This is a genomic window from Thermococcus sp., assembly GCF_015521605.1.
In the GTDB taxonomy this organism is placed as follows: Archaea; Methanobacteriota_B; Thermococci; order Thermococcales; family Thermococcaceae; genus Thermococcus.
Window position 1 is genome coordinate 41,614 of the sequence record NZ_WANV01000011.1, and the last position, 20,347, is coordinate 61,960.

Genomic DNA, 20,347 nt, shown 5'->3' on the forward strand with positions numbered 1-20,347 from the left:
CCTCCTTCTGGAGTTGATGTTACATGGAGACCGAGGTTAAGGTGACCCTGACTGCCACGGGCATCATCTTCGTGGGATTCCTTACCGGGCTCTACTACCGGAGGGTGGATCACGTACTCAGAACCCTGTGGACTATGGGGCTTCTTGTGGGCTTAATGCTGGTTCAGCGCACTTTTAAGCCTCCCCGGGGCGTCATCGGAGCCCTTTTGGGGCCCCTGTTCAACGTCAGGACCGTCATGATACTGGCGATATTCCTGGCCGTTCATGTGAGCCTCGTGAACGTCCCCTTCACCCACTACGACCTGTTTCACAGGGAGTGGAGAAACGCCGACATGATAAGCCACTTCCTCGGAGGGTTGGTCCTCTGGCTGATGATAGCAGAGGTTCTCAGCGGTCTCTCAAGGGAGGGCTTTGGAATATCCCGGAGGGAGGTGATCCTCTACTCCTTCTTGATATTCTACGGCCTTGCCCTTGGGTGGGAAATCGCAGAAAAGCTCAGCGAGGGCAGTATAGGTTTCATACAAGAGAGCACACTCAACAAGCTCAGGGACGTCGTCATGGACACTCTGGGGGCTTTCTCTGGCCTCTGGCTGGTGGCGAGAAAAGGGTACCCGTTTGAGCTGTCTGATTAGACCCTGCTCAGGATCTCCCTGAGGGTCCGGAGGTACTCAGCCGTTTCCCCGGCCCCTTTCTCCGTTATCCTCACTGCGGTTCTGGGCCTGTCGGCTATAACCTTGTAGATTTCAACGTAGCCGGCCCTTTCAAGGGTTTTAAGGTGGGAATCCAGGTTGCCGGGGGTGACGTCGAGAACTCCGAGGAGGTCCCTGAAGAGCACCCTCTCCCTGGGCAGGAGGTAGAGCATTATGGCGAGCCTTATTGGATTGCCCAGAGTGTGGTTCTTCGTCAGCTCCCTGATGGCCTCCATGGTCTCACCGCTCTATCGCTTTGAAGGCCGAGTAGATGTAGAGCAACACGGCCAGCGAGAACCCCAGACCAACGAGGAAGCCTGCCCACGCCATTGCCCCGGACTCCATGCCCCTGGCGACGGGTACCCCCATGGCCGGAATGAGGAACGCTGGGACTATCTCACGCTCGATTCCTCCGTATTTGGCAAAGACCAGCCACATCGCGAAGACCGAGAATGCTATGAAACTCAGGAACCCAACGGCCATGCTCGCCTCTGCGTTGACCCCGAGGTGCATTCCGGGTATAACTCCCCACCCGAGGACTATTCCCGTGATCCAGGCCAGGGTTATCAGAATCCCTCCAGTTGTCGAGACCTCTGCTTTCCTCCCCGTAATCCGTCCGAGCCTCTGGAGCCGCCTCCATACCTTTCCGGTAAACCCCATGGCGGCGATGAAGGCAACGGGCCAGTATACAAGGTTGAACTGCCAGGAAGGCTTGAACACGCCTATGATGGTGTAGTAGAACAGCATCACAGAAAGCCATGCCCCAAAGTTCATCGCCCCGTACATCTTTCCGGCCGCTATCAGCTTGCCTTCAACCCTCTCCAGCACGTCCTTCAGCTCCCTAACTTCCTCCATACTTTCCACCCTCCAAGAATATGGCGGCGGATTATTTATAGGGTGGGGTTTCTCTGGGTTTCAGAATCATTCGGTACCTTTGATGCCGGGATGTGAAGATACTATTAAATACAGGGTAACCGTTTATCTTGGATTGGTGGTGATGCTATGGAGCTTCTCAGCACGGGAATCCAGGTTCTTGACGAGGCGCTTGGGGGCGGCCTTTTGGAGGACAGCAATCTCCTCATCGTCTACGATAGGTACTCAAAGGGCTGGGCTCTGGCTTTTGAGATACTAAAAAACCGCATAGCGCTGGGAGACTTCGGGGTCATCATCGATTCGGTTCTCCCATTTTCGGCACTGGCTATGGAACTGAAGGCGGTCAATTTTGACGTGGAAGCTGAAGGAAAAGGGGGAAATCTTGCCATTGTAGACCTGTTCTCTTCCTTCTATGGGGTGGAATATTCTCAGGGGTTTATTTACACCTCTAACATGGATCCCGGGACGTTTCTTCCAAAGTATGAACGGGTGTACCGCAGACTTCTGGGGGAGCGTATTGGAGACAGACGTCCCGTCGGAATCGATGTCACCATCGATGGGCTCGCCTTCCTGCTCGGCACGGAGAACTTCATCTCGACGTTTCAGAGACTCATGGCCGAGAAGGAGAGGGCAAGGATCACCGAGAGAAGAAAGAGGCCCCTCAATATCTTTCTCTTGAACAAGGGCAGGGCCTCCGAAAAGCTGGTCTCTTGGGTATCGCTGTACAGTCAGTACGTGATCGAGTTCGTTTCCCCCGATGCTCCCTTTGAGGAGAGAATGGTGATAAGAAAATCCCCCCTGCCCGACTTCAACCCGCTGAAGAGCCAGTACCGGTTCAGGATTTTAGGGGGACGCGTGGTGCTTATGCCTCTCTGATTTTTCCTCCACCTGCAGTTTGAACTGGCAGGCCTTGCATATCTCGCCCGTTGTGGGCTGTCCGCAGATTCTGCACCTGTTGAGCTCGCTCGTTTTCTTCGTGTAGGTCTTCGCTATGAGCGGGAAGAGCTTATCGTAGCTCCTCAGTATCTGATATTTCGTCCCCGGGTGCCTCTCCTCCATCTCATTTATCCAGTCCCGGATCTCGGCCCTAAAAGCTTCCACCGCGTAGGGGCACTCACTGAAATCGACCTCTATGCCGTTGAGGATAGCGTAGAGGACTATCTCCTTCTCGGGAATCTCGCGCAGGGGCTTTATCCTTGGAACTAGCTCCGGGTGAATCTCCTCGTAGTATGGGCCAGTTCTCCCCAGGCGCGCTATGTCTCCTCTCATGATGTTCATCAAAAACATCTGAACCTCGTCATCCAAGTTGTGGCCGACGGCCAGCTTGTCCGCTCCTACGTCCTTCGCCGCGTAGTTGAGCAGCCACCTCCTCCAGACGCCGCAGTAGGAGCATGCACCGACCCTCTCGCCCTTCTCAAAGCTTCCCATTATCTCGACCGTTTCATCCAGGGAAAATCCGATGTGGTTCTTAAACGAATATATCCGGTGTTCTATCTCCAGCTTCTCCGCGTTCCTCCTTGCTATCTCAACGCTCGGGGGCCTGTAGCCTGCTATCCCCTCATCGATCGTTATCGCGACCAGCTCGAAGGGGAACTTCTCGCGGAGCTTCGCGAGAAGGTGCATGAGGACGACGCTGTCCTTTCCGCCGCTCACACCGACGGCTATCCTCTCGCCTTTCTCTATGAGCCGGTACTTTTTAACGGTCTCCTTGAACTTTTTCTCCACCATCTCGTTGAAGTGTTTCCTGCAGTAGTACCTGCCGGTGTAGCGTGCGTGGTAGACGGCTGACCTTCCGCACTTTGAGCACTTCATCCGCTCACCCATTTAGGCCGGAAAAAGAGGGGTTAAAAAAGTTGGGCTCAGCCCACAAGATTGACCAGTGCTGGCCACAGGTTGAGTGCCAAAAGGAACAGCCCGACACCTATTGTGAAGTACCTCACCGGCTTGGCAATCCTCTCCGGAAGGTAGGTCTTGACGACGTCGTCGAGCATCCTGCCTCCGTCGAGGGGCACCAGCGGGAAGAGGTTCATCAGCCCTATCCCCAGGTTGAGCACGTATATCCAGTAGAATGCGAAGAACAGCGGCAGCACCACGTTCTCATAGCCTATCTTTGAGACCACGTGCTGTGCGGGGTATATCCCGATGTAGCCCTTCTCCGGGTCCTCGGGGTGGGCCCCCAGTTTCAGCTGGAGGTTTATCTCCTCCCCGTTTCTGAGCACCGTGAGCGTCACGAGCTGCCCGGGTTTGGTCGTGTTCATGAAGTTTATGAAGCTCTCCATGTCGGTTATCTGCTCTCCGTCCATGGCTATTATAACGTCGCCCTGCTGGAGGACGCCGAAGGCCGGGCTGTCCTCAAGAACGCCGGAGACGAGTATCCCCGCTGGCTGGAGAACTGGGGTTATTGCGAAGTTTATTATGAGGAGCGCAAGGATGGCTGTTACGACGTTTGCCAGCGAACCCGCCCCATAAACGCGAAGCCTTGAGCGAAGGGACGCCCTTTCAAGTTCTTCCTCATCCGGTTCTACGAATGCCCCGGGTATTACGGCGAGGAGAACCAGACCGACGGATTTGAGGGGCAGGTTTTCTGCCCTCGCAACGATCCCGTGGCTCAGTTCGTGGACGACCATAACGACGGCAAGCCCAATGAGGCCGTACCAGAGGGGTATCGTTACCCCGGGGATTACCAGCTGAACGCCACTGCTTTCTCCCCCTGTTTGAACGGTCTTCATGGCAGTTTTGAGGAGGGCATAAAATACGTAGGCCATTCCCGCGAAGCCCAGGACTATTCCCACATCACCGTAAGCCCTCCAGAAGCGCCTGGCCTTCCCTGCGATGCTATCTATAAAGCCTAGAAGACGTTTTGTGCGCCACATGGCGACGAATAGGTCAACCGTCAAGCCCTCTTCCTTCTCTTCCCTTCTCCCGAAGAGGGCGTAGAGAACGATCCAGAACGCCGCGATACCAATGATTACTGTGATGAGGGTACTGTTCATTTGGGTCACCTAATAGAGCCTTTTTGGTGGGGGTTTAAAAATGTAGTGCGCTACCTACTGAAGTGTAGTATCCTCTTTATATACTCAATGGAACGTGAGTCAATAGCCAACTCTGTAAGTTTTCTGTAGTTATCCAGGTTTAGAGGTGACATTGCAAAAGATTGTATTAAGTATTCCAACCCTTTACCAGGGCTTCCTCCGAGGATAAGCAACAACCCCATCTGGCTCAGGTGAATGCTCAGTATCCTTGGATTCCATCTGATGTCAGGATGCTTGTGGATGAACCTCTCTCTCCCGGGTATGTATTTTTTCATGTTAAACGATATCTGCCTCCCGTGCACGTAGTACTTTGCAACTATCTCATCTACATAGTCGAACTTGTAGTGTTTAGCTATCCTGAGCCACATATCCCAGTCCTGGGAGCTTGTGAGCTTAGGATCAAAGAGCCCTGCCCTCTTGAAGCATTCTCGTCTTATGAGAAGGGTTGGACTCCCCACGAAATTTTCCTTCAGAAATTGCTTGTAAACGTCCCCCCGAAACTGCGGCAGCCTCTTCCCAAGTATCCGTCCGTCTTGCTGGGATATGTAGTAGAAGCCGCCGTAAACCACCCCAAATTCTCTCCCGAGTTCTTCGAACTTTTTGATCTGAACTTCCAATCTATGGGGAAGCCACTCATCGTCGTCGTCGAGAAGGGCAATGAATCTCCCCCGGGCCTTTTTAATGCCAGTGTTCCTTGCCACGGGACCCCCAGAATTCTTTTTGAGACGTACGTACCTGATCCTCCCATCGTCTATGCTCTCGACAACCTCCGGCGTGTTATCTGGGGACGCGTCATCTACCACTATCAGCTCAAAATCATCGAAGCTCTGTCTGAGAACGCTTTTTATAGCCCTTTTGAGCAGATGGGCCCGATTGTACGTCGGGATTATTACCGAGACCTCCGGCCTACTCATCCCGAACCTCCTGGAGAATGCTTTCCATGAGTCCGATTATCTTATCCCGCAGCTCTTTCCTTGTGAGGCTTAATTCGATATTGGCCCTTATGAATCCCACCTTACTCCCAACGTCATATCTTTTCCCCGCTATCATCCTTGCGAACATCTCTTTTTCATTTAAAAGGGTTCTGAGAGCATCGGTAAGTTGTATTTCACCCCCTTTCCCGGGGGCCGTCTCTCTAAGAGCATCAAACACATCTGGTGTTAAAACGTACCTACCGATTATCGCAATGTTGCTTGGTGCTTCTTCCGGAGCGGGTTTTTCCACAAGATCCTTTATCCTGTAGAGATCATTCCCGATCTTTTCCCCATCAAGGATTCCATATTTACCAACGAGCTCGTGAGGGACGTGTTCTACCCCTACAACCGGTGAGTCCTTCTTTTCTGCGACTTCAATCAGCTGCCTTATCGCGGGTTTGTTGCTTATTATGATATCATCTCCAAGGAGAACAGCGAAGGGTTCTCCGTTCACGTGTTTCTCGGCGTGGAGTATAGCGTCTCCAAGTCCTAGCGGCTTCTTCTGGCGGACATAGTGAATGTCTGCCATTTCACCGATTTCTTCAATCTGCCTCAGTTCCTCGATTTTTCCCTTTTCTCTGAGGTAGTACTCCAACTCAAAGCTTCTATCAAAGTAGTCCTCAATTGCGCGTTTGCCTTTCCCGGTAATTATGAGGATATCATCGATTCCTGACTTGATAGCTTCCTCGACAACGTAATGAATAACGGGACGGTCAACTATGGGGAGCATTTCTTTGGGCATCGACTTTGTTATTGGGAGCATTCTTGTTCCCAGGCCAGCGGCAGGAATGACCGCCTTCTTAACCTTCACCAGCACACCCCCTCGTAAATTTTTGCACCCTTCTCTGCAGCTTTCACCCGGCGACCATCGATGACAATCTTCTCCGAGTAATCAAGCTCCTCGAACTCACTCCACTCTGTGACTATCAGAACAGCGTCAGTATCCCTGAGGACATCATCGGAGGAGTTGACGTACTCGATTTTCTCGCCAACATCAGGATAGAATCGCCTAAAGTTCTCCATTGCTTGAGGATCGTAGGCTATTACTTCAGCCCCTTCGTCAAGTAGTTTCTTGATAATGACATAGGCTCTCGTTTCCCTCACGTCGTCAGTATTTGGCTTGAATGCCAGACCAAGGACTCCAATTTTTCTTCCCTTCAGGTTTGGAACATGCTTTTTCAGGAGTTCTATCAGCTTGAGTGGCTGTCTTTCGTTGACCCCTACAACCGCCTTGAGAATGAGTGGTTCTTCTCCCAGTTCCTCAGCCTTTCTGATTAGTGCCCTCATATCCTTTGGGAAGCACGAGCCACCCCAGCCGATTCCTGTTTTGAAGAAGTGCGGGCTAATCCTATGGTCAAGTCCAACCCCCTCAAAGACCCTCCACGAGTCGATTCCAAGTTTCTTGCAGATGTTCCCAATCTCGTTCGCGAAGCTTATCTTTGTCGCTAGGAAAGCGTTTGAAGCATACTTAATCATTTCGGCGGTTTTAATGTCAGTGAAGAGTTTTGGGGCGTTAATTGGGGCGTAAAGCTCATCAAGAATTCCTCTCGTTTTTGCATCCTCGACTCCGATTACAACCCTGTCTGGGTTGAGAAAGTCCTTCAACGCTACTCCCTCGCGCAGGAATTCGGGATTCATCGCCAGACCAAAGTCCTCGAAGGATTTTTTCCCTGAATACTCTTCGAGAATAGGTTTTACAATCTCTTCTGTAGTGCCCGGAAGGACAGTGCTCTTGACGACGATCACGTGATAGTCTTCCTTCTCTTGAAGGGCTTCTCCAATTGATTTGCTCGCTTCTTTAACGTATTTGAGGTCGATTGAACCGTCCTCTCTGGAGGGTGTCCCGACTGCTATAAACGTCACGTCCGAGTTTAAGATAGCCTCATGATAGCCCATGGTAGCGTGGTACTTGCCTTTGAACTCTTTCATGAGTTCTTCGAGGCCTTCCTCGTAGATTGGGGGTTTAGCATTGTTTATCATTTTAACTTTTCTTTCGTCAACGTCCACGAAAATGACTTCATTCCCAAGCTTGACGAAGCCCATGCCAGTGACGAGGCCCACGTAACCGGAGCCTATGATGGAAATTCTCATCAATGACCACCACGAGAATAGGGAAAGTGAACCTTATAAACTTCATGCGCTTTCTTTTTCTGATTGAGCATGAGAAGCATGAAAACTCGAAGCTACATACTGGTAACACCGGCGAAAAATGAGGAAAAAAACCTTCCTCTGCTTGCCAGGAGTGTTATTAATCAGACCATCCAACCTCGCCTGTGGGTTATTGTTAATGATAATAGTATCGATAAAACTCCCGAGATTATCAAACAGTTGGAACATGAGTACGAGTGGATAGTTGGCCATACTATGGGGGATTCTTTTCACGAATATGACCCTACCATGAGATATTCCGAAGTTGTAAGGGCAGGTTTTAACGTTGTCCAGAGGCTTGCACGTGAGAACGGCATTCCCTACGGCTATATTGGTGTGGTAGATGCGGATTTTATTCTTGAGAGAAGGTTTTTTGAAAAACTCATGATCAAGTTTCATGAGAATCCCTCCATGGGAATAGCCAGTGGGGGAGTTTACCTAAAAAGCCCTGATGGAAAGCGAATTTTTTGGGAGAAAACTAACCCAAAGCACCCAAGGGGTAGTCCCCGGCTGTTTCGAAGAGAGTGTTTCAACGATGTGGGTGGATACCGCCGGTTTTATACTCCCGACGTTGTCTCAAATTATCTTGCGCGGCTCAACGGGTGGGAAATTGGCCAGGTTATAGATGCTATAGCTGTCCAGCTAAGACCCACCCAGAGTAGAGGCGGTTTCTTTCGAGCATACCTCCGCCAGGGCCGAGCCAATTATCATCTTGGTGTTGAACCCGTATCTATTCTATTTCGAGCGTTGTTTATGGCTCTCTTTGATAATCCCACAAAGGCTAGTGGGTTGCTTGTAGGATATTTTTCAGCATTTTCTCAACACGAGAACCCCATGATTTCAAAAAAAATAAGGGAATTTGCGAGGAAAGATATGAGTGTGTGTAGTAATATCCGGAAGGTCTTAGGGATGATGTATTTTGGACTTGCTGACTACTAACTTGAAAAGATCCTGAGGCTTCTTTATAACCTCCCCAGTATTGCTGCTGAAAAAGCCGTGGTCAGAGTGGTCCCCACCGCGTGGATCCCCTGGTATGGGCTCCATCCCGTGATCTGAAATTATATAGAGCACATCACCTTCGTCCAGCTTCTCTGAGACATCTCTGACAAGCTTGTTCACGTCAAAGTATATGTTCATCAGCTTCAGCTTTTTCCTGATGTAGAAGTGAGAAATCTCGTCAAGGAAGGGGGTGTACCAGAAAATAAGCTCGTAATCTCCTTCAAGCGCCTCAAAGAGGGCCTTTCTATCCTGCTCATATGTCTCCATCGCGTATTCCACGAGAGGCTTTAGATTGCCCTTAACGGCTTCCGCCATCGCTGCCTTTACCTCTGGGGTTGAAACGTTCCTTCCGTAGGATGGGATGCCGTTTGTCCAAGTCTTGTCAAAGTAGTCGAACATGGTTCTGTACTTCTTCGTCCTGAGGAGGTAGTCGTATGTCTTTTCAAATGGATTGGGTGCCATGAGGTCTCCGAGCCTCTTTCGTATCGGGAGGGGGAGGATTTTGGCTCCGAGTTTTACATACCACGGGGGTTTAACTTTTGATATATTGCTCTCTTTTGCTATCATTTTCTCTCTTTTTACAAACGGCTCTTCGATCTCAGGTATTTTTCTTCCAGTAAGCATTGCGGCCCATATTGGCGGTGTTACTATCACTTCAAAATCAGAAAGATCAGTTTTTGAATATGTTGTCTGTTTGATGTGTTGTAAATCCCACTCTTTTACAAACTTATATTCCAGTCCGTCTATTCCCAGTATGATTATCCTCTCCATTTAACTTGCCTCCTTCCACCAGAAGTTTATATCCCCCTTCTTAATCCTATTTCGGTTTGAGAGGGCAATCCACATAGCTTCAATCATGTAAATACTCTTGAGAGCTTTCTCCTTCTTGAAGTCGGAACTCATGAAGAGTATAGAATGAAGCAGGAGATCTCCAATCCTGCCAAGAATATAAATAATCTTGTTTTTGGGGTTCTGCTCAAAGAGCTTGTAGAACAGATAGAGGTGATAAACCTGTTTCATAGTTTCAAACTGCTTTGATGGGAGCCTTCCCGCTGGAGCTTCTTGATGCACTAGCCTTGCGTGAGGGGTTTGGTAGAGCGAACCCGGAAATAGCTTGTGAACTCGGTATGAGAAGTCTTTGTCTTCTCCTATTGCATACCTCTTGAGGCGCTCGTCGAATTCGAGAGTTTTAAAGACTTCTCTCCGATAGGACATGTTCGTTCCGCTGAAGCTCTCTCGCCCTATCACTTTGGTAACACGGTGGGGGAGAACCTCAAAGATTGAAGGGAGTTGTTTGTGAACATCGACCTCGTAGTAGCCGCGCTGGAGGAGCCACCAGAGGAACTTCAGAAAACCAAACCTGATGAGCAGGTTGTTTGGGCGTATTCTATTGGTTATAAAACCCTGAACACCCATGGCGTTTGAGTATTTTTCATATACCTTGATGAGGTTCTCTATGTAGTCTCTCTCAAGAACGACGTCGTCGTCGAGGAAGAGAAGTATCTCTCCCTTTCCGAGCTTTGCTCCCGTGTTCCTGGCATGGGGTAGGCTGGCACCCGGGAGGGGAATATGCTTCACGGCGATTCCGGCGTCTCGCATTTTCTTGAAGATGTCCTCGAACTCCTCCCTCATCTTCTCCCATGAACCATCGAAGCTACCGTTGATGATGATAACCTCTGTGGGGCGGACTGTCTGTTCAATTATGGACTCGAGGCACTCTTTGAACTCTCTGGGACGTTTGTAGAGTGTTGATATGATAACTGATACGGACATGGACATCACTATCAAAATGAGAACCTTGGAACAATTTAAAAAGATAGCTAAGCGGATGTCGCAAACTATTTAAGTAACCCCCGTTAACGCATGTTTCGAGTGTATCGGAGGGAAAAAGCTGATGGGACCGCTCTCGTTCCTCGCCTCTAGAACCAATTACACCCTCGATTTAATCACCGCGCACCTACACGATTTTAGAATCGAGGACACCATAGTAATCTCTGGAACTCGCCGTTCTGGTTCCACGTGGCTTATGGAGCTTCTAGAGTCCATTCCAGAATATAAATCCATCTTCGAGCCATTTCACCCCTCATGGTATCCCGAGTTCAGGAAGCTTGGCATACCCTACGACCCCTACGTTCCCACACAGGAGGACTACCCGAAGCTGAGGGCATATTTGGGGAAGGTTTTTACCGGTCGGGTGGGAGCCCAATTCCCCCACAGGCAGTACCTTAGATTGGGGACCATAATCCGCCGTTTCAAGGCATCCAAGCTCGTTGTTAAGTTTGTTAGAGCAAACACAATGCTTCCATGGATAGCAAACACGTTCAATCTGCGGGCTACCTACTTCATAATCAGACATCCCTGCGCCACGATAGCTTCCCAGCTCGCCACGGGCTTCTTCTCGAAGATAACCGTGGATCAGCTCCTGAATGAGGTTAACAAGGTTCCAGAGCTTGCGGAGAATGAGGAGCTTGTCACGCGTCTGAGAGGGATCAATTCCCAGATAGAGCGTCTGGCCGCTATCTGGGCCTTTGAAAACTACATTCCTCTGGCCTCTAAGAAGCCGTATCCATGGTACACTGTGATCTATGAGCGTCTCGTTGTGAATCCAGAGGAGGAGCTGGGGGCAATTTTTGGGTACATCGGAGAGGAAGTGCCAGAGGAGGCCGTAAAGCGGATAAAAACGCCCAGCAAAGTAACTAGGAAGACCTATGGAAAGGATTACATAGGTACTCCCAGGCAGCTTATAAAATGGCGCGAAAAGCTTAGTGAGAGGCAAGTCAGGGGAATACTCGAGATTATCTCCTGGTTTGGCTTGGATTTCTACGACGAGCATCCTGAACCTGATTACGATTCTCTTGCATCATGGGGAGTAAAAATCTAGGCAAATTACAAAGCAAAACAGGATAGCACTTTCTTAATTGTCCCAGGTTTATACCTGGACTTCCCCTGATAGTATCGAAAGTTATGTCTTTTTTCAAAGCCACTCCAAGATAGTATATGAGAAAGTCCAATCATGAGCTCCGATCGGAAGCTTTGGAAACCGTTTTAAGCCCCTCTTCCAATCTCCCCCTGCGATGATGAGTGATGGGCGAACCGATTGATGAGGAAGGAAAGGTGATCGCTGAGCAACCCTTTTAAGGCCCATCCCCTACCTTTTCCGGGATGATGACTTCAGCCTTGCCTGAGGCTCGTGATGATGGAGTGACGGACTGACCGCTCCGCTCATTTTTATGTCCCTTGAATTAGATTAGCCTAACAAAATTGGAAAACCTAATAAAGTTAAAGACCTGAAGGGGAGACAGCAAGGTTTAAATATTATGTGCATATGCACAAAATAGTGGTGATACAGTGGAGGAGATATACAGGCCGATATGGGTCAGCATAATGGGGAACGTGGTGCTCTCTATCATCAAGGTCATCGTGGGACTAATGTATTCCAGCATAGCCTTAATCTCTGATGGAGTCCACTCTCTCAGCGACGTCATAACGAGCGTCATAGGCTACGCCGGAATAAGGATATCCTCCAAACCGCCGGACAGGAGTCACCCCTTCGGCCACTCCCGCTTCGAGCCTCTGGTGGCGTTCTTAATCGGCGAGGCGCTCCTCATAGTCGCCTACGAGATAGGAAGGGACGCCGTCTACCGTATCCTCCACGGAGGCACTATCCAGGTCAATTCCTTGATGCTGGGCGTCACGGTTCTGTCCATCCTCTCCAAGGAGGCCATGTTCAGGTATTCCGTCTACGTTGGAAAGAAGCTCAACAGCCAGATACTCATAGCGGACGCATACCACCACAGGAGCGACGCGCTGAGCAGCGTGGCCGTTCTCGTGGGGCTTGTGGCCCAGAGGTTTGGGTTTGGCTACGGGGATTCCCTGGCAGGCCTCGTTGTGGCCCTGTTTCTTGTGAAGGTCGCACTGGATATAATCCTGACAAACCTCGGCTACCTGACCGGGCAGGCTCCGCCCTTTGAGGTGTGTGAGAGGATAAAGAAGACCGCCTTAAGTGTCCCGAATGTCCTCGGAGTCCACGATTTAAGGGCGCACTACGTTGGAAATAAGCTCCACGTTGAGCTCCACATCGAGGTTCCACCCGAGCTCACGCTGAAGGAGGCCCACGACATCAGCGAGGATGTGAAGAAGCGCATAGAGAGGCTGCCCGAGGTGGAGGTCGCCTTCGTCCACGTGGACATCAAGGGGGTCACGAAGTAATTCCTTCAATAGTCGCCCTCAAATCCTCCAAGAACTCTTCCAGATGCTCCCTCTTCACATGGGGCATCATGACTATCCTTATGTAGCCCCTGTGGGCGCTTATGCCCCAGCCGCGCCTCTTCAGCTCCTCCTCAACCTCCTCAAGGTTTTTGGTTCCAAAGGACACTATGTTGAGAACGGGCTCTCTGATGAGATAAACGCCGGGTATCTTTTTCAGTTCCCCGGCGAACCATCTGCTCAGCCCCATCGCTTTTCCCACGACCTCCTTGTAGCCTTCGAACCCGAGGTGCTTTATCATCGCCCAGACAGCCAAAGCACTTGCTCCCGGTCTGGTTCCGGTTATCGTCGCCTGCCACACCTTTCCGCCGGCCAGGTAGGGGGCGGGGACACTTATCGCCTCAAGGAATTTCTTTTCCCGGAATATTATTCCCCCTGCAGGAATGGGCACCATCCCCATCTTGTGGGGGTCTATGGTTATGCTCTTCACGCCCTTCAGCCTGAAGTCAAAGTCGGGAAGATCGTAGCCGAGCTCCTTCGCAAAAGGTATCACGAACCCCCCGAAGGCAGCATCCACGTGAAGCGGAAGGCCATAGTCGATGGCCAGGTCACTCAAAGCTGGAATGTCGTCGACGACGCCCAGCCCGGTGGTGCCGGCGATGCCGACGATTCCTATGGTGTTGTCAGTGATTTTGGCCTCGACGTCCTTAACATCGACCGAATAGTCCTTCCTCAGCCCCGCCCAGACGAGTTTTACCCCCAGCATCTCGCTCGCCTTCAGGAAGGAGAAGTGGGCGCTCTCAGGGAGTATCAGCTCGGGGTTCTCGGTCCCGGCGATGTTCCGAAAGGCCCGCACCGCCAGGATGTTGGCCTCAGTGCCACCGGAGACTATGTGCCCGTAGCCTTTCTCCAGGCCCAGGAGGTTTGACAGCATCTCAACGGCTTCCTCCTCGACCCTCTGACTCCCTACGTGGAGGCCGGGATCACCGAGATTCCTGTCTATGTACCTCCTGACGATTTCAACTGCAAAGGGGTGGGGGTAGGTGCACATCGAGCCGAGGATTCTCCCCGAGTCAAAGGTTAAATCTAAAGACGTTTTTTCCTCAAGCTCCTCCAGAACCTCCTTTTCGCTCGCGCCTTTTCTCGGGAACATCATCTCACCAGCCTGGCACTACTCCTCGGGGAGGGATTTAAGCTTTTGCCCTCTGGATGTAGGTCTTGAAGAACAGGGGAGTCGTCAGCGCGGTCAGCATCGAGACTGTTATGAAGCTGGCAAAGAGAACCTGATCTATTAAGCCAGCGCTGAGGCCAAAGGTCAGTATGGCCAGCTCCAGGCTTCCCCTCCCGCCCATGCCTATGCCGACGAGTATTGAGTCCCTCCAGCTGAGGCCGAAGATTTTGCTCCCCAGACCGCATCCGAAGAGCTTCCCGAAAACCGCGGACAGGTAGAGTGCCCCTATGAGGGCAAGGCTCATTCCCGCCGTTGGGGGATTGAACATGAGCCCGACGTAGATGAAGAACAGGGGTATGAAGAACTCGGTGAGAACCACCTGGAGATCCTCGATGAGCTCGTTCAGCTTTATCCTGGTGACCACGAGGGGGTCTTTCCTTTCCCTCAGCCTGCTTATTGTAAGGCCTGCAAGGTAGGCTCCGATTATCTGGTTGAGGCCGGCTTTCTCGGCTATGATTGCAAGTGCAAAGGTTAAGATAAGGGTGAAGGTGAAGAAGACGTTAAGGTTTCTGACGATTGAGTAGAACCACCTCGCCCTCTTGAAAACGTACTCTGAGATTAGCAGTGTGGCCGCTATGAACGCAAATATCTTGACGGTCAGAATCCCAAAGGAGACAAGATCAAGGCCGCCGCCGGCGAGGGCCGTTATGATGCCTATGAGATAGACCGCCATTATATCGTCCGCGAAGGCCGCCCCCATGATGATGGACGAGACCTCCCTCTTGACCCGCTCCTTGGCCAGGACTCCGCTCGTCACCTCTATTGCCGTGTTTCCGAGGGTTATTCCTATGAATATGGCCGCCGTCATGCCCTTGCCGAAGTACATCACGGTGAGAAATCCGAAAATGAACGAGAACGCAACTCCGAGGCTGGCAACCACAACCGCCTTCTTGGTGTTCTGGGCTATCGCGGAGAAGTTGCTGGTGAGCCCCATGTAGAGCATCATCATTATCAGCCCGAACTCCGCCAGGACCCCCAGTTCCTCCGTCGGTTCAATGACGCCCAGTAAAAAGGGCCCCAGGAGAACACCGGTGAGGACGTGGGCTATTATCGGGTGTATCCCGACCCTCTCAAAGAGCCATTCAATGCTCTTCGCTACCACCAGCAGAATTGCCAGCGCGGGCAGGAAGTCCACGTCATCCCCTCCTCGCCAGCAGAGCGCCTATTATCCAGAGTGCCATCAGTATTATCGCAAGTATCGCTGCGATGCTCACGCCCCTGCCCGTCCCGAAGATTATCGGTATGGGGCCTATCATTATGACCCCGCCGCCTTCAATTTCGCCATCGCCACCGAGGGCCGATACCGCGGTTCCAATAAAGACTAGCAAGAATCCGAGCAGTATCATCCCCATGCCCGTCAGTATGAGCAGGCTCCCCTTGTCCATACGTTGAAGACTCTCCCCTCATCTTTTAAAACTTAACCCAAAGGGTTTAAATGCCGGGGGGCCAAATTCTCCAACATGCTTGTACTCGTTGACCTCGACGATACCCTATGCAACACATGGGATGCTGGGAAGTACACGATACTCCGTCTCATCCCTTTCCTGCTGAAAAGGAGGAAGTTTAAGGCGTTCTTTTACATACTTACCGCCCGCTACCGCGAGCTTGAGCAGTCCAGGGAGCTCCACATGATGGATCTCGACAAAATCGTTGAGAGGCTCCTCAGGAAGATGTACGCCGGCATCTCGCCCGAGGAGCTCGACCAGATCCAGGAGCTCGTGGACAGGGTCTTTTTCTCGAACCTGAGGCTCTTCCCGGATGCGGTTCCCTTTCTGGAGGGCCTGAAATCCCTTGGTGCCAGGGTGGTCCTGATAACGGACTCCTCGACAAGATGGCAGAGAAAGAAGCTTGAATACCTCGGCATAAAGGACTACTTCGATGCACTTGTAATCAGCGGGGAGACGGGGCACAGCAAGCTCGATCCCCACAACTTCCGCCTGGCGAGGCGGCTCTTTCCCCACGAGGATGAGGTATACATGGTCGGAGACAGGGACGATACGGATATGCGTGGCGGGAAGGAGATAGGCGCAACCACGATACTCGTCCGCAGGGGGTATTTCAAGGGGAGGCTGGCAAAGCACGCTGATTACGTGGTCAAAGACCTCACGGAGGCCTTGGAGGTGATAAAACGTGAGCATGAAAAACGAGCTGAAGCGTAAATCCCTTCACCTCACCGGCCTTCTTGTTCCAGTCTCGTACCTGCTCTTCGGCAGAGAGGTCACACTCACCCTCATAGGCGTGGCGTTCTTCCTCTTCGTCGTGCTCGAACCCTTCAGAATAATTGAGGAGTTAAGGGACAACATCAAGAGGAGGCTCAAGATATACGTTGACAACGATGTCATCGAACGCGTGGAGGTTCTGGAGAAGCAGATACGGGAGATAACGAGGGAGCACGAACGCTACCGGGTGGCGGCCCACATATACTTTGCCGCGGCGGCATTCATAGTGGTGTACTTCTTCCCTCCCGAGATAGCCGTGGGGGCGATAACAGTCGCCACGGTCGGGGATGCCCTCGCCGCCATAGTCGGCAAGTCCTTCGGGAGGCACAGGTTCAGCAACGGTAAGAGCCTTGAGGGAAGCCTCTCCTACTTTATCTCGGGACTTCTGATTCTCTGGCCCCTTGTGGGGCCCTTTCTGGCGGTTCTCGGCTCCCTGACTGGCATGCTGGTGGAGTTCCACGGTCTTCCCCCGGGAAAGGATCCCAGAGAACAGCTGGACGACAACTTTTCAAACCAGCTGGCGATAGCGGTTGTGCTGTATCTTGCGGGGCTTTTCCTGGCTTGATTTTTTTATTAACGTTCTCTATGGGGCCACAAATAGGTAGAAAAGAACAGAAAGGACGTCACTCTATGGTGACAGTGGCGAACTTGGTAAACGTGTCCTCGTCGCCCCACTCCTCGCCGGGTGCCTTGTCCTTGACGGCATCCTGGAGCGGCAGGCTGTCAACGGCAGAATCGCCGGCACCCTGTCCAGTCACGTATGCCACAATACTGAGCTTCTCCGGCTTTCCTCCGAGAGCCTCCCATGGGATGGCTATCTCAAGCGTCTGGAGTCCGTCCTCGGCCCCTCCGGTGTAGGCGTAGAATCCAACCCATTTGAGCTCCTCATACTTCCATGCCGAGCCGTCCCATACGACGAACTGTGCGCTTGTTATGTTGCTGGTCCCCTTGTCCCCGAAGAACTCGCCGTTCCAGAAGAAGTACAGTTCTGCGTCCACGCCCTGGCTGAAGCCGATCTTTCTGCCCCACGCGTCGGTTCCGGCGGTGTAGCCTCCGTCCTTGTAGTCCATCGCTATGCCGTAAGCCACCCTCCACGAGGCCTTGTTCTCCGTTGTGAGGGCTATGTAGAGGAACTGGTCGTCGTAGTCAACGTAGAGGGCCTTGAGGTTCGCACCGTCCTGGCCGAAGCCTGTCTCGTCTACTGCCACGGGCTGGACGTCCCAGTCGTCCAGGCTGCCGTCTATGGTCTTTGTGAGGTTCTTGGCGAGCTCCTGCATGTGCCTCTCCTTCTCAAGCTCACCGCTCTTTGCCTTTTCTACCATGCCCTCCATCTCTCTGACTATCTTCTTCAGCCCGGTGTAGGCGCGGTATATCTTGAGGGAAGCGCCGAACGCATAGTTTGGCTGGTCTATCAGCGCCTTTCCATCGTTGTACAGTTTCAGGAGGTCCATGACCTCGTCTTGGATCTTGTTGAGGCGGTCCTTCATCTCGTCAGTCAGCGGCAGGTTGCTGAGCTCCTTCATGAGGGCGTCGTAGTTCGCGTAGTCTCTCTCGAAGTGCCTTATTCCGTAGAACCTGTTGAGCATCACGAACGAGTTCTGGTACTGGATGAGCCTCTGCATCTTGACGCTGACGAGGTTCGCGCTCTCGATTATGTTCTCCATCCTGATTTTGACGTAGTAGTCCGGAATGTTGTCTGAAAGCTCCGCCGTGGTGCTCGGCTCCTTGGTGATGGTGTCGACTATGTCGCTTATTCCATCGTTTGCGAAGGGGTCCCCGAAGTTCCAGACGGCGGGGCCATAGCTAAAGCCGGTAGCCACCTGGAAGCTGAACTCTTTGGCCCCTCCGAAGACGCTCAGCGGGATTCTTACCTCAACGGTATTCTTGCGGAGGTTGACCCCAACGAGTGCGCCGTTGACCTGAACGATGTTTCCGGAGGGATCTACGAAGTACAGCAGGGAGGTCTTGCTGGTTCCGGCGGAGGCCACGGCCGAGGTCTGGCCTGTGTACTGGCTTCCGCCGAGGTTTACGGCCATCTGGATGTCCCACTGGAGAACTCCGTTGGTGTCCATTTCACCGGCAAACCACGTGGCTCCACCGTCCTTGTAGTCTATCGGAACGGCTATGAAGGTCGCTCCGTTGTCGCCTATCTTTATGTTGCTCATGTTTGCGAACTTGAAGAGGAAGTACACGTAGCGGTCGTCCTTGGTGACACCGACCTCCGTCAGGTCGGCGTGGGCTGAAGTTCCGCCGGGCAGGTACTGGTCTTTGTCGTGCCTCTGGTCGTTCGTGGCATCGTTCCAAATGAAGAAGCCGTTCTGAACGATGTATGAGTTTGGAGCGAGGGTGGCCGCCAGCCAGTCGTCCGGATTTCCATCGACGTCTATGTTGCCCACCCAGACAACCTGAACATCCATGGTGAACTCGTTGTTGTTTTCGTTGGCCTCGGGGATTAGGTTGTCCTCGTCAACGACCGCCCTTATGGTGTACGTTCCGGTGGCGTTCGGAGTCCAGGTGAAGGTGAACCACCTGCTCTCACCCGGTCCGAGGTCGACCGTCCAGTTCGTGTAGAGGTTGCCGTTGATGTAGACCCTAACGCTCGCGTTCTGGGTGGGAAGGGAGCCCTCGTTCCTAACGGTGACGTTGTAAACGGCGTTCCTGTTGAGGCCGACAACTCCCGGCCCGGTGATGCTCGTCGTGAGGTCGGCCATCAGAAACCACTCGCAGACGAGCATGTTTGTGAATACATCGGTGTCTCCCCACTCGCTTCCAATGTTGGTGTAGTCTATGGCCGGATCCACGGGGAGGCTGTCAACGGCCGAACCACCGCTACCTGTAACCCAGGCCATAACCGCGAACCTGGAGTGCTTGCCACCGAGGGCGCTCCATGGTATCCTTATCTCAATGGTCTGGAGGCCGGTAGAAGTGTCTCCCGTGTAAGCGAAGCTTCCTCCGACACCGCTTATGCTGTTATATGTCCAGCTGCCTCCTGTCCATGTGTTGAAGTTGTCCGTGCCCATTCCGGTATTCCATCCCCACCAGAAGTAAATCTCATAATCAACCGCAAAACCATTGGAGAACTCAACACTCCTTCCCCACGAGTCTCCACCGCTGGTGTATCCGTTGCCCGTTCCTGGATCAATATCAATACCAATTCCATAGGCAACGTCCCAGCTTCCGGTGTTGTTGGTCTTTATCGCGATATAAAGGTACTGATCGTCCCACGAGACATAGAGCCTCTCAAGGTTCGCTCCAGCCTGCCCGTTGTCCATTCCGATCACTATGAGGTCTGCATCGCTCCAGTCGCTCAGGTCGCCGTCGATGGTCTTCGTACCGACGTATATCTCGGCGAGGTTGGTGAATACATCGGTGTCTCCCCACTCGCTTCCAATGTTGGTGTAGTCTATGGCCGGATCCACGGGGAGGCTGTCAACGGCCGAACCACCGCTTCCGGTGACCCAAGCCATTATCGCTATCTTGTTGGGCTTCCCTCCAAGGGCAGACCAGGGGATCTTTATCTCAATGGTCTGGAGGCCGGTAGAGGTGTCCCCCGTGTAGGCAAAGCTCCCCCCAACACCATTTATACTGTTGTAATTCCAGCCGCTTCCGGTCCAGGTGTTGAAGTTGTCCGTACCCATCCCGCTGTTCCAGCCCCACCAGAAGTAAATCTCATAATCAACCGCAAAACCGCTGCTGAAGTTTATCTGCCTGCCCCAGGAGTCGCTCGGACCGGTGTATCCGTTTCCTGTTCCGGGGTCAACGTCTATTCCTATTCCGTAGGCAACGTCCCAGCTTCCGGTGTTGTTGGTCTTTATCGCGATATAAAGGTACTGATCGTCCCACGAGACGTAAAGCCTGTCAAGATTAGCTCCGGCCTGCCCGTTGTCTTGTCCTACCGCTATCAAATCCGAGGCAGTCCAGTCGCTTAGGCTTCCGTCTATGATCTTGGTTCCATAGAGGGCACTTGCAAACCTGC

General features: G+C 52.2%; 20 protein-coding genes. 7 read left to right on the forward strand and 13 right to left on the reverse strand.

Annotated elements, in window-relative coordinates; all coding sequences use genetic code 11:
- Positions 1-23 precede the first annotated feature (23 nt).
- Positions 24-632, forward strand: coding sequence for a hypothetical protein (locus F7C11_RS01950; protein ID WP_297090403.1), 609 nt, complete (start codon positions 24-26; stop codon positions 630-632).
- Here F7C11_RS01950 and F7C11_RS01955 read toward each other — a convergent pair.
- The gene (locus tag F7C11_RS01955; protein WP_297090405.1) at positions 629-925 is read right to left on the reverse strand and encodes a transcriptional regulator; all 297 of its coding nucleotides are present in this window, start codon (positions 923-925) and stop codon (positions 629-631) included. The genes F7C11_RS01950 and F7C11_RS01955 overlap by 4 nt on opposite strands.
- A 4-nt stretch (positions 926-929) precedes the next feature.
- Entirely contained in the window at positions 930-1,544 is a 615-nt protein-coding gene (locus tag F7C11_RS01960) for a hypothetical protein (RefSeq protein WP_297090407.1), read from the reverse strand.
- 147 nt (positions 1,545-1,691) lie between these two features.
- On the opposite strand from F7C11_RS01960, the gene F7C11_RS01965 reads away from it, so the two are divergent.
- Entirely contained in the window at positions 1,692-2,438 is a 747-nt protein-coding gene (locus tag F7C11_RS01965) for a hypothetical protein (protein WP_297090409.1), read from the forward strand.
- On the opposite strand, the gene F7C11_RS01970 is transcribed toward F7C11_RS01965, so the two are convergent.
- Genes F7C11_RS01970 through F7C11_RS01990 form a run of 5 tightly spaced genes read right to left on the reverse strand, consistent with a single transcriptional unit; the run spans position 2,406 to position 7,659 of the window.
- Positions 2,406-3,374 carry a TIGR00269 family protein gene (locus F7C11_RS01970; protein ID WP_297090411.1) on the reverse strand — a complete coding sequence of 323 codons (969 nt, stop codon included), beginning with the start codon at positions 3,372-3,374 and terminating at the stop codon, positions 2,406-2,408. The genes F7C11_RS01965 and F7C11_RS01970 overlap by 33 nt on opposite strands.
- A gap of 47 nt (positions 3,375-3,421) precedes the next feature.
- Positions 3,422-4,555, reverse strand: a complete 1,134-nt coding sequence (locus tag F7C11_RS01975) for a site-2 protease family protein (protein ID WP_297090413.1) — start codon at positions 4,553-4,555, stop codon at positions 3,422-3,424.
- A 50-nt stretch (positions 4,556-4,605) separates the two neighbouring features.
- Positions 4,606-5,508 carry a glycosyltransferase gene (locus tag F7C11_RS01980; RefSeq protein ID WP_297090415.1) on the reverse strand — a complete coding sequence of 301 codons (903 nt, stop codon included), beginning with the start codon at positions 5,506-5,508 and terminating at the stop codon, positions 4,606-4,608.
- Positions 5,501-6,379, reverse strand: coding sequence for a UTP--glucose-1-phosphate uridylyltransferase GalU (galU, locus tag F7C11_RS01985; protein WP_297090417.1), 879 nt, complete (start codon positions 6,377-6,379; stop codon positions 5,501-5,503). The genes F7C11_RS01980 and galU overlap by 8 nt, the downstream gene beginning before the upstream one ends.
- Positions 6,376-7,659, reverse strand: a complete 1,284-nt coding sequence (locus F7C11_RS01990) for a UDP-glucose/GDP-mannose dehydrogenase family protein (RefSeq protein ID WP_297090419.1) — start codon at positions 7,657-7,659, stop codon at positions 6,376-6,378. Before F7C11_RS01990 ends, galU begins: the two co-directional genes overlap by 4 nt.
- Before the next feature lie 69 nt (positions 7,660-7,728).
- Between F7C11_RS01990 and F7C11_RS01995 the strand changes: the two genes are divergently transcribed.
- Entirely contained in the window at positions 7,729-8,655 is a 927-nt protein-coding gene (locus tag F7C11_RS01995) for a glycosyltransferase family 2 protein (RefSeq protein WP_297090462.1), read from the forward strand.
- Here F7C11_RS01995 and F7C11_RS02000 read toward each other — a convergent pair.
- Together F7C11_RS02000 and F7C11_RS02005 are read right to left on the reverse strand one after the other, a co-directional pair.
- On the reverse strand, positions 8,620-9,486 hold the full coding sequence (locus F7C11_RS02000) for an alkaline phosphatase family protein (RefSeq protein WP_297090421.1): 867 nt from the start codon (positions 9,484-9,486) through the stop codon (positions 8,620-8,622). The genes F7C11_RS01995 and F7C11_RS02000 overlap by 36 nt on opposite strands.
- Positions 9,487-10,494, reverse strand: coding sequence for a glycosyltransferase family 2 protein (locus F7C11_RS02005; protein ID WP_297090423.1), 1,008 nt, complete (start codon positions 10,492-10,494; stop codon positions 9,487-9,489). It lies immediately after the preceding gene.
- A gap of 115 nt (positions 10,495-10,609) precedes the next feature.
- On the opposite strand from F7C11_RS02005, the gene F7C11_RS02010 reads away from it, so the two are divergent.
- Positions 10,610-11,596: a sulfotransferase gene (locus tag F7C11_RS02010; RefSeq protein ID WP_297090425.1), complete on the forward strand. Its 987-nt coding sequence runs from the start codon at positions 10,610-10,612 to the stop codon at positions 11,594-11,596.
- 467 nt (positions 11,597-12,063) lie between these two features.
- Positions 12,064-12,924 carry a cation diffusion facilitator family transporter gene (locus tag F7C11_RS02015; RefSeq protein WP_297090427.1) on the forward strand — a complete coding sequence of 287 codons (861 nt, stop codon included), beginning with the start codon at positions 12,064-12,066 and terminating at the stop codon, positions 12,922-12,924.
- Here F7C11_RS02015 and mfnA read toward each other — a convergent pair.
- From mfnA to F7C11_RS02030, 3 genes are read right to left on the reverse strand one after another with little or no spacing between them, the layout of a single operon-like run.
- Positions 12,914-14,074: a tyrosine decarboxylase MfnA gene (gene mfnA / locus F7C11_RS02020; protein ID WP_297090429.1), complete on the reverse strand. Its 1,161-nt coding sequence runs from the start codon at positions 14,072-14,074 to the stop codon at positions 12,914-12,916. The genes F7C11_RS02015 and mfnA overlap by 11 nt on opposite strands.
- 37 nt (positions 14,075-14,111) lie before the next feature.
- Positions 14,112-15,287, reverse strand: coding sequence for a cation:proton antiporter (locus F7C11_RS02025; RefSeq protein WP_297090431.1), 1,176 nt, complete (start codon positions 15,285-15,287; stop codon positions 14,112-14,114).
- A gap of 1 nt (position 15,288) precedes the next feature.
- The gene (locus F7C11_RS02030; RefSeq protein WP_297090433.1) at positions 15,289-15,537 is read right to left on the reverse strand and encodes a DUF131 domain-containing protein; all 249 of its coding nucleotides are present in this window, start codon (positions 15,535-15,537) and stop codon (positions 15,289-15,291) included.
- Positions 15,538-15,612: 75 nt separating this feature from the next.
- Here F7C11_RS02030 and F7C11_RS02035 point away from each other — a divergent pair, with 75 nt between their 5' ends.
- Both F7C11_RS02035 and F7C11_RS02040 read left to right on the forward strand, forming a co-directional pair.
- Entirely contained in the window at positions 15,613-16,311 is a 699-nt protein-coding gene (locus F7C11_RS02035) for an HAD family hydrolase (RefSeq protein WP_297090435.1), read from the forward strand.
- Entirely contained in the window at positions 16,283-16,936 is a 654-nt protein-coding gene (locus F7C11_RS02040) for a diacylglycerol/polyprenol kinase family protein (protein WP_297090437.1), read from the forward strand. The genes F7C11_RS02035 and F7C11_RS02040 overlap by 29 nt, the downstream gene beginning before the upstream one ends.
- 58 nt (positions 16,937-16,994) lie before the next feature.
- On the opposite strand, the gene F7C11_RS02045 is transcribed toward F7C11_RS02040, so the two are convergent.
- Positions 16,995-20,347: CARDB domain-containing protein (locus tag F7C11_RS02045; protein WP_297090440.1), on the reverse strand; the 3,353-nt coding region annotated here is incomplete at its 5' end.

Bases quoted from the DNA above. Each gene is read 5' to 3' on its own strand.
- F7C11_RS01950 (WP_297090403.1), top strand. From the start codon at position 24: ATGGAGACCGAGGTTAAGGTGACCCTGACTGCCACGGGCATCATCTTC.
- F7C11_RS01955 (WP_297090405.1), bottom strand. From the start codon at position 925: ATGGAGGCCATCAGGGAGCTGACGAAGAACCACACTCTGGGCAATCCA.
- F7C11_RS01960 (WP_297090407.1), bottom strand. From the start codon at position 1,544: ATGGAGGAAGTTAGGGAGCTGAAGGACGTGCTGGAGAGGGTTGAAGGC.
- F7C11_RS01965 (WP_297090409.1), top strand. From the start codon at position 1,692: ATGGAGCTTCTCAGCACGGGAATCCAGGTTCTTGACGAGGCGCTTGGG.
- F7C11_RS01970 (WP_297090411.1), bottom strand. From the start codon at position 3,374: ATGAAGTGCTCAAAGTGCGGAAGGTCAGCCGTCTACCACGCACGCTAC.
- F7C11_RS01975 (WP_297090413.1), bottom strand. From the start codon at position 4,555: ATGAACAGTACCCTCATCACAGTAATCATTGGTATCGCGGCGTTCTGG.
- F7C11_RS01980 (WP_297090415.1), bottom strand. From the start codon at position 5,508: ATGAGTAGGCCGGAGGTCTCGGTAATAATCCCGACGTACAATCGGGCC.
- F7C11_RS01990 (WP_297090419.1), bottom strand. From the start codon at position 7,659: ATGAGAATTTCCATCATAGGCTCCGGTTACGTGGGCCTCGTCACTGGC.
- F7C11_RS01995 (WP_297090462.1), top strand. From the start codon at position 7,729: ATGAGAAGCATGAAAACTCGAAGCTACATACTGGTAACACCGGCGAAA.
- F7C11_RS02000 (WP_297090421.1), bottom strand. From the start codon at position 9,486: ATGGAGAGGATAATCATACTGGGAATAGACGGACTGGAATATAAGTTT.
- F7C11_RS02005 (WP_297090423.1), bottom strand. From the start codon at position 10,494: ATGTCCATGTCCGTATCAGTTATCATATCAACACTCTACAAACGTCCC.
- F7C11_RS02010 (WP_297090425.1), top strand. From the start codon at position 10,610: ATGGGACCGCTCTCGTTCCTCGCCTCTAGAACCAATTACACCCTCGAT.
- mfnA (WP_297090429.1), bottom strand. From the start codon at position 14,074: ATGTTCCCGAGAAAAGGCGCGAGCGAAAAGGAGGTTCTGGAGGAGCTT.
- F7C11_RS02030 (WP_297090433.1), bottom strand. From the start codon at position 15,537: ATGGACAAGGGGAGCCTGCTCATACTGACGGGCATGGGGATGATACTG.
- F7C11_RS02035 (WP_297090435.1), top strand. From the start codon at position 15,613: ATGCTTGTACTCGTTGACCTCGACGATACCCTATGCAACACATGGGAT.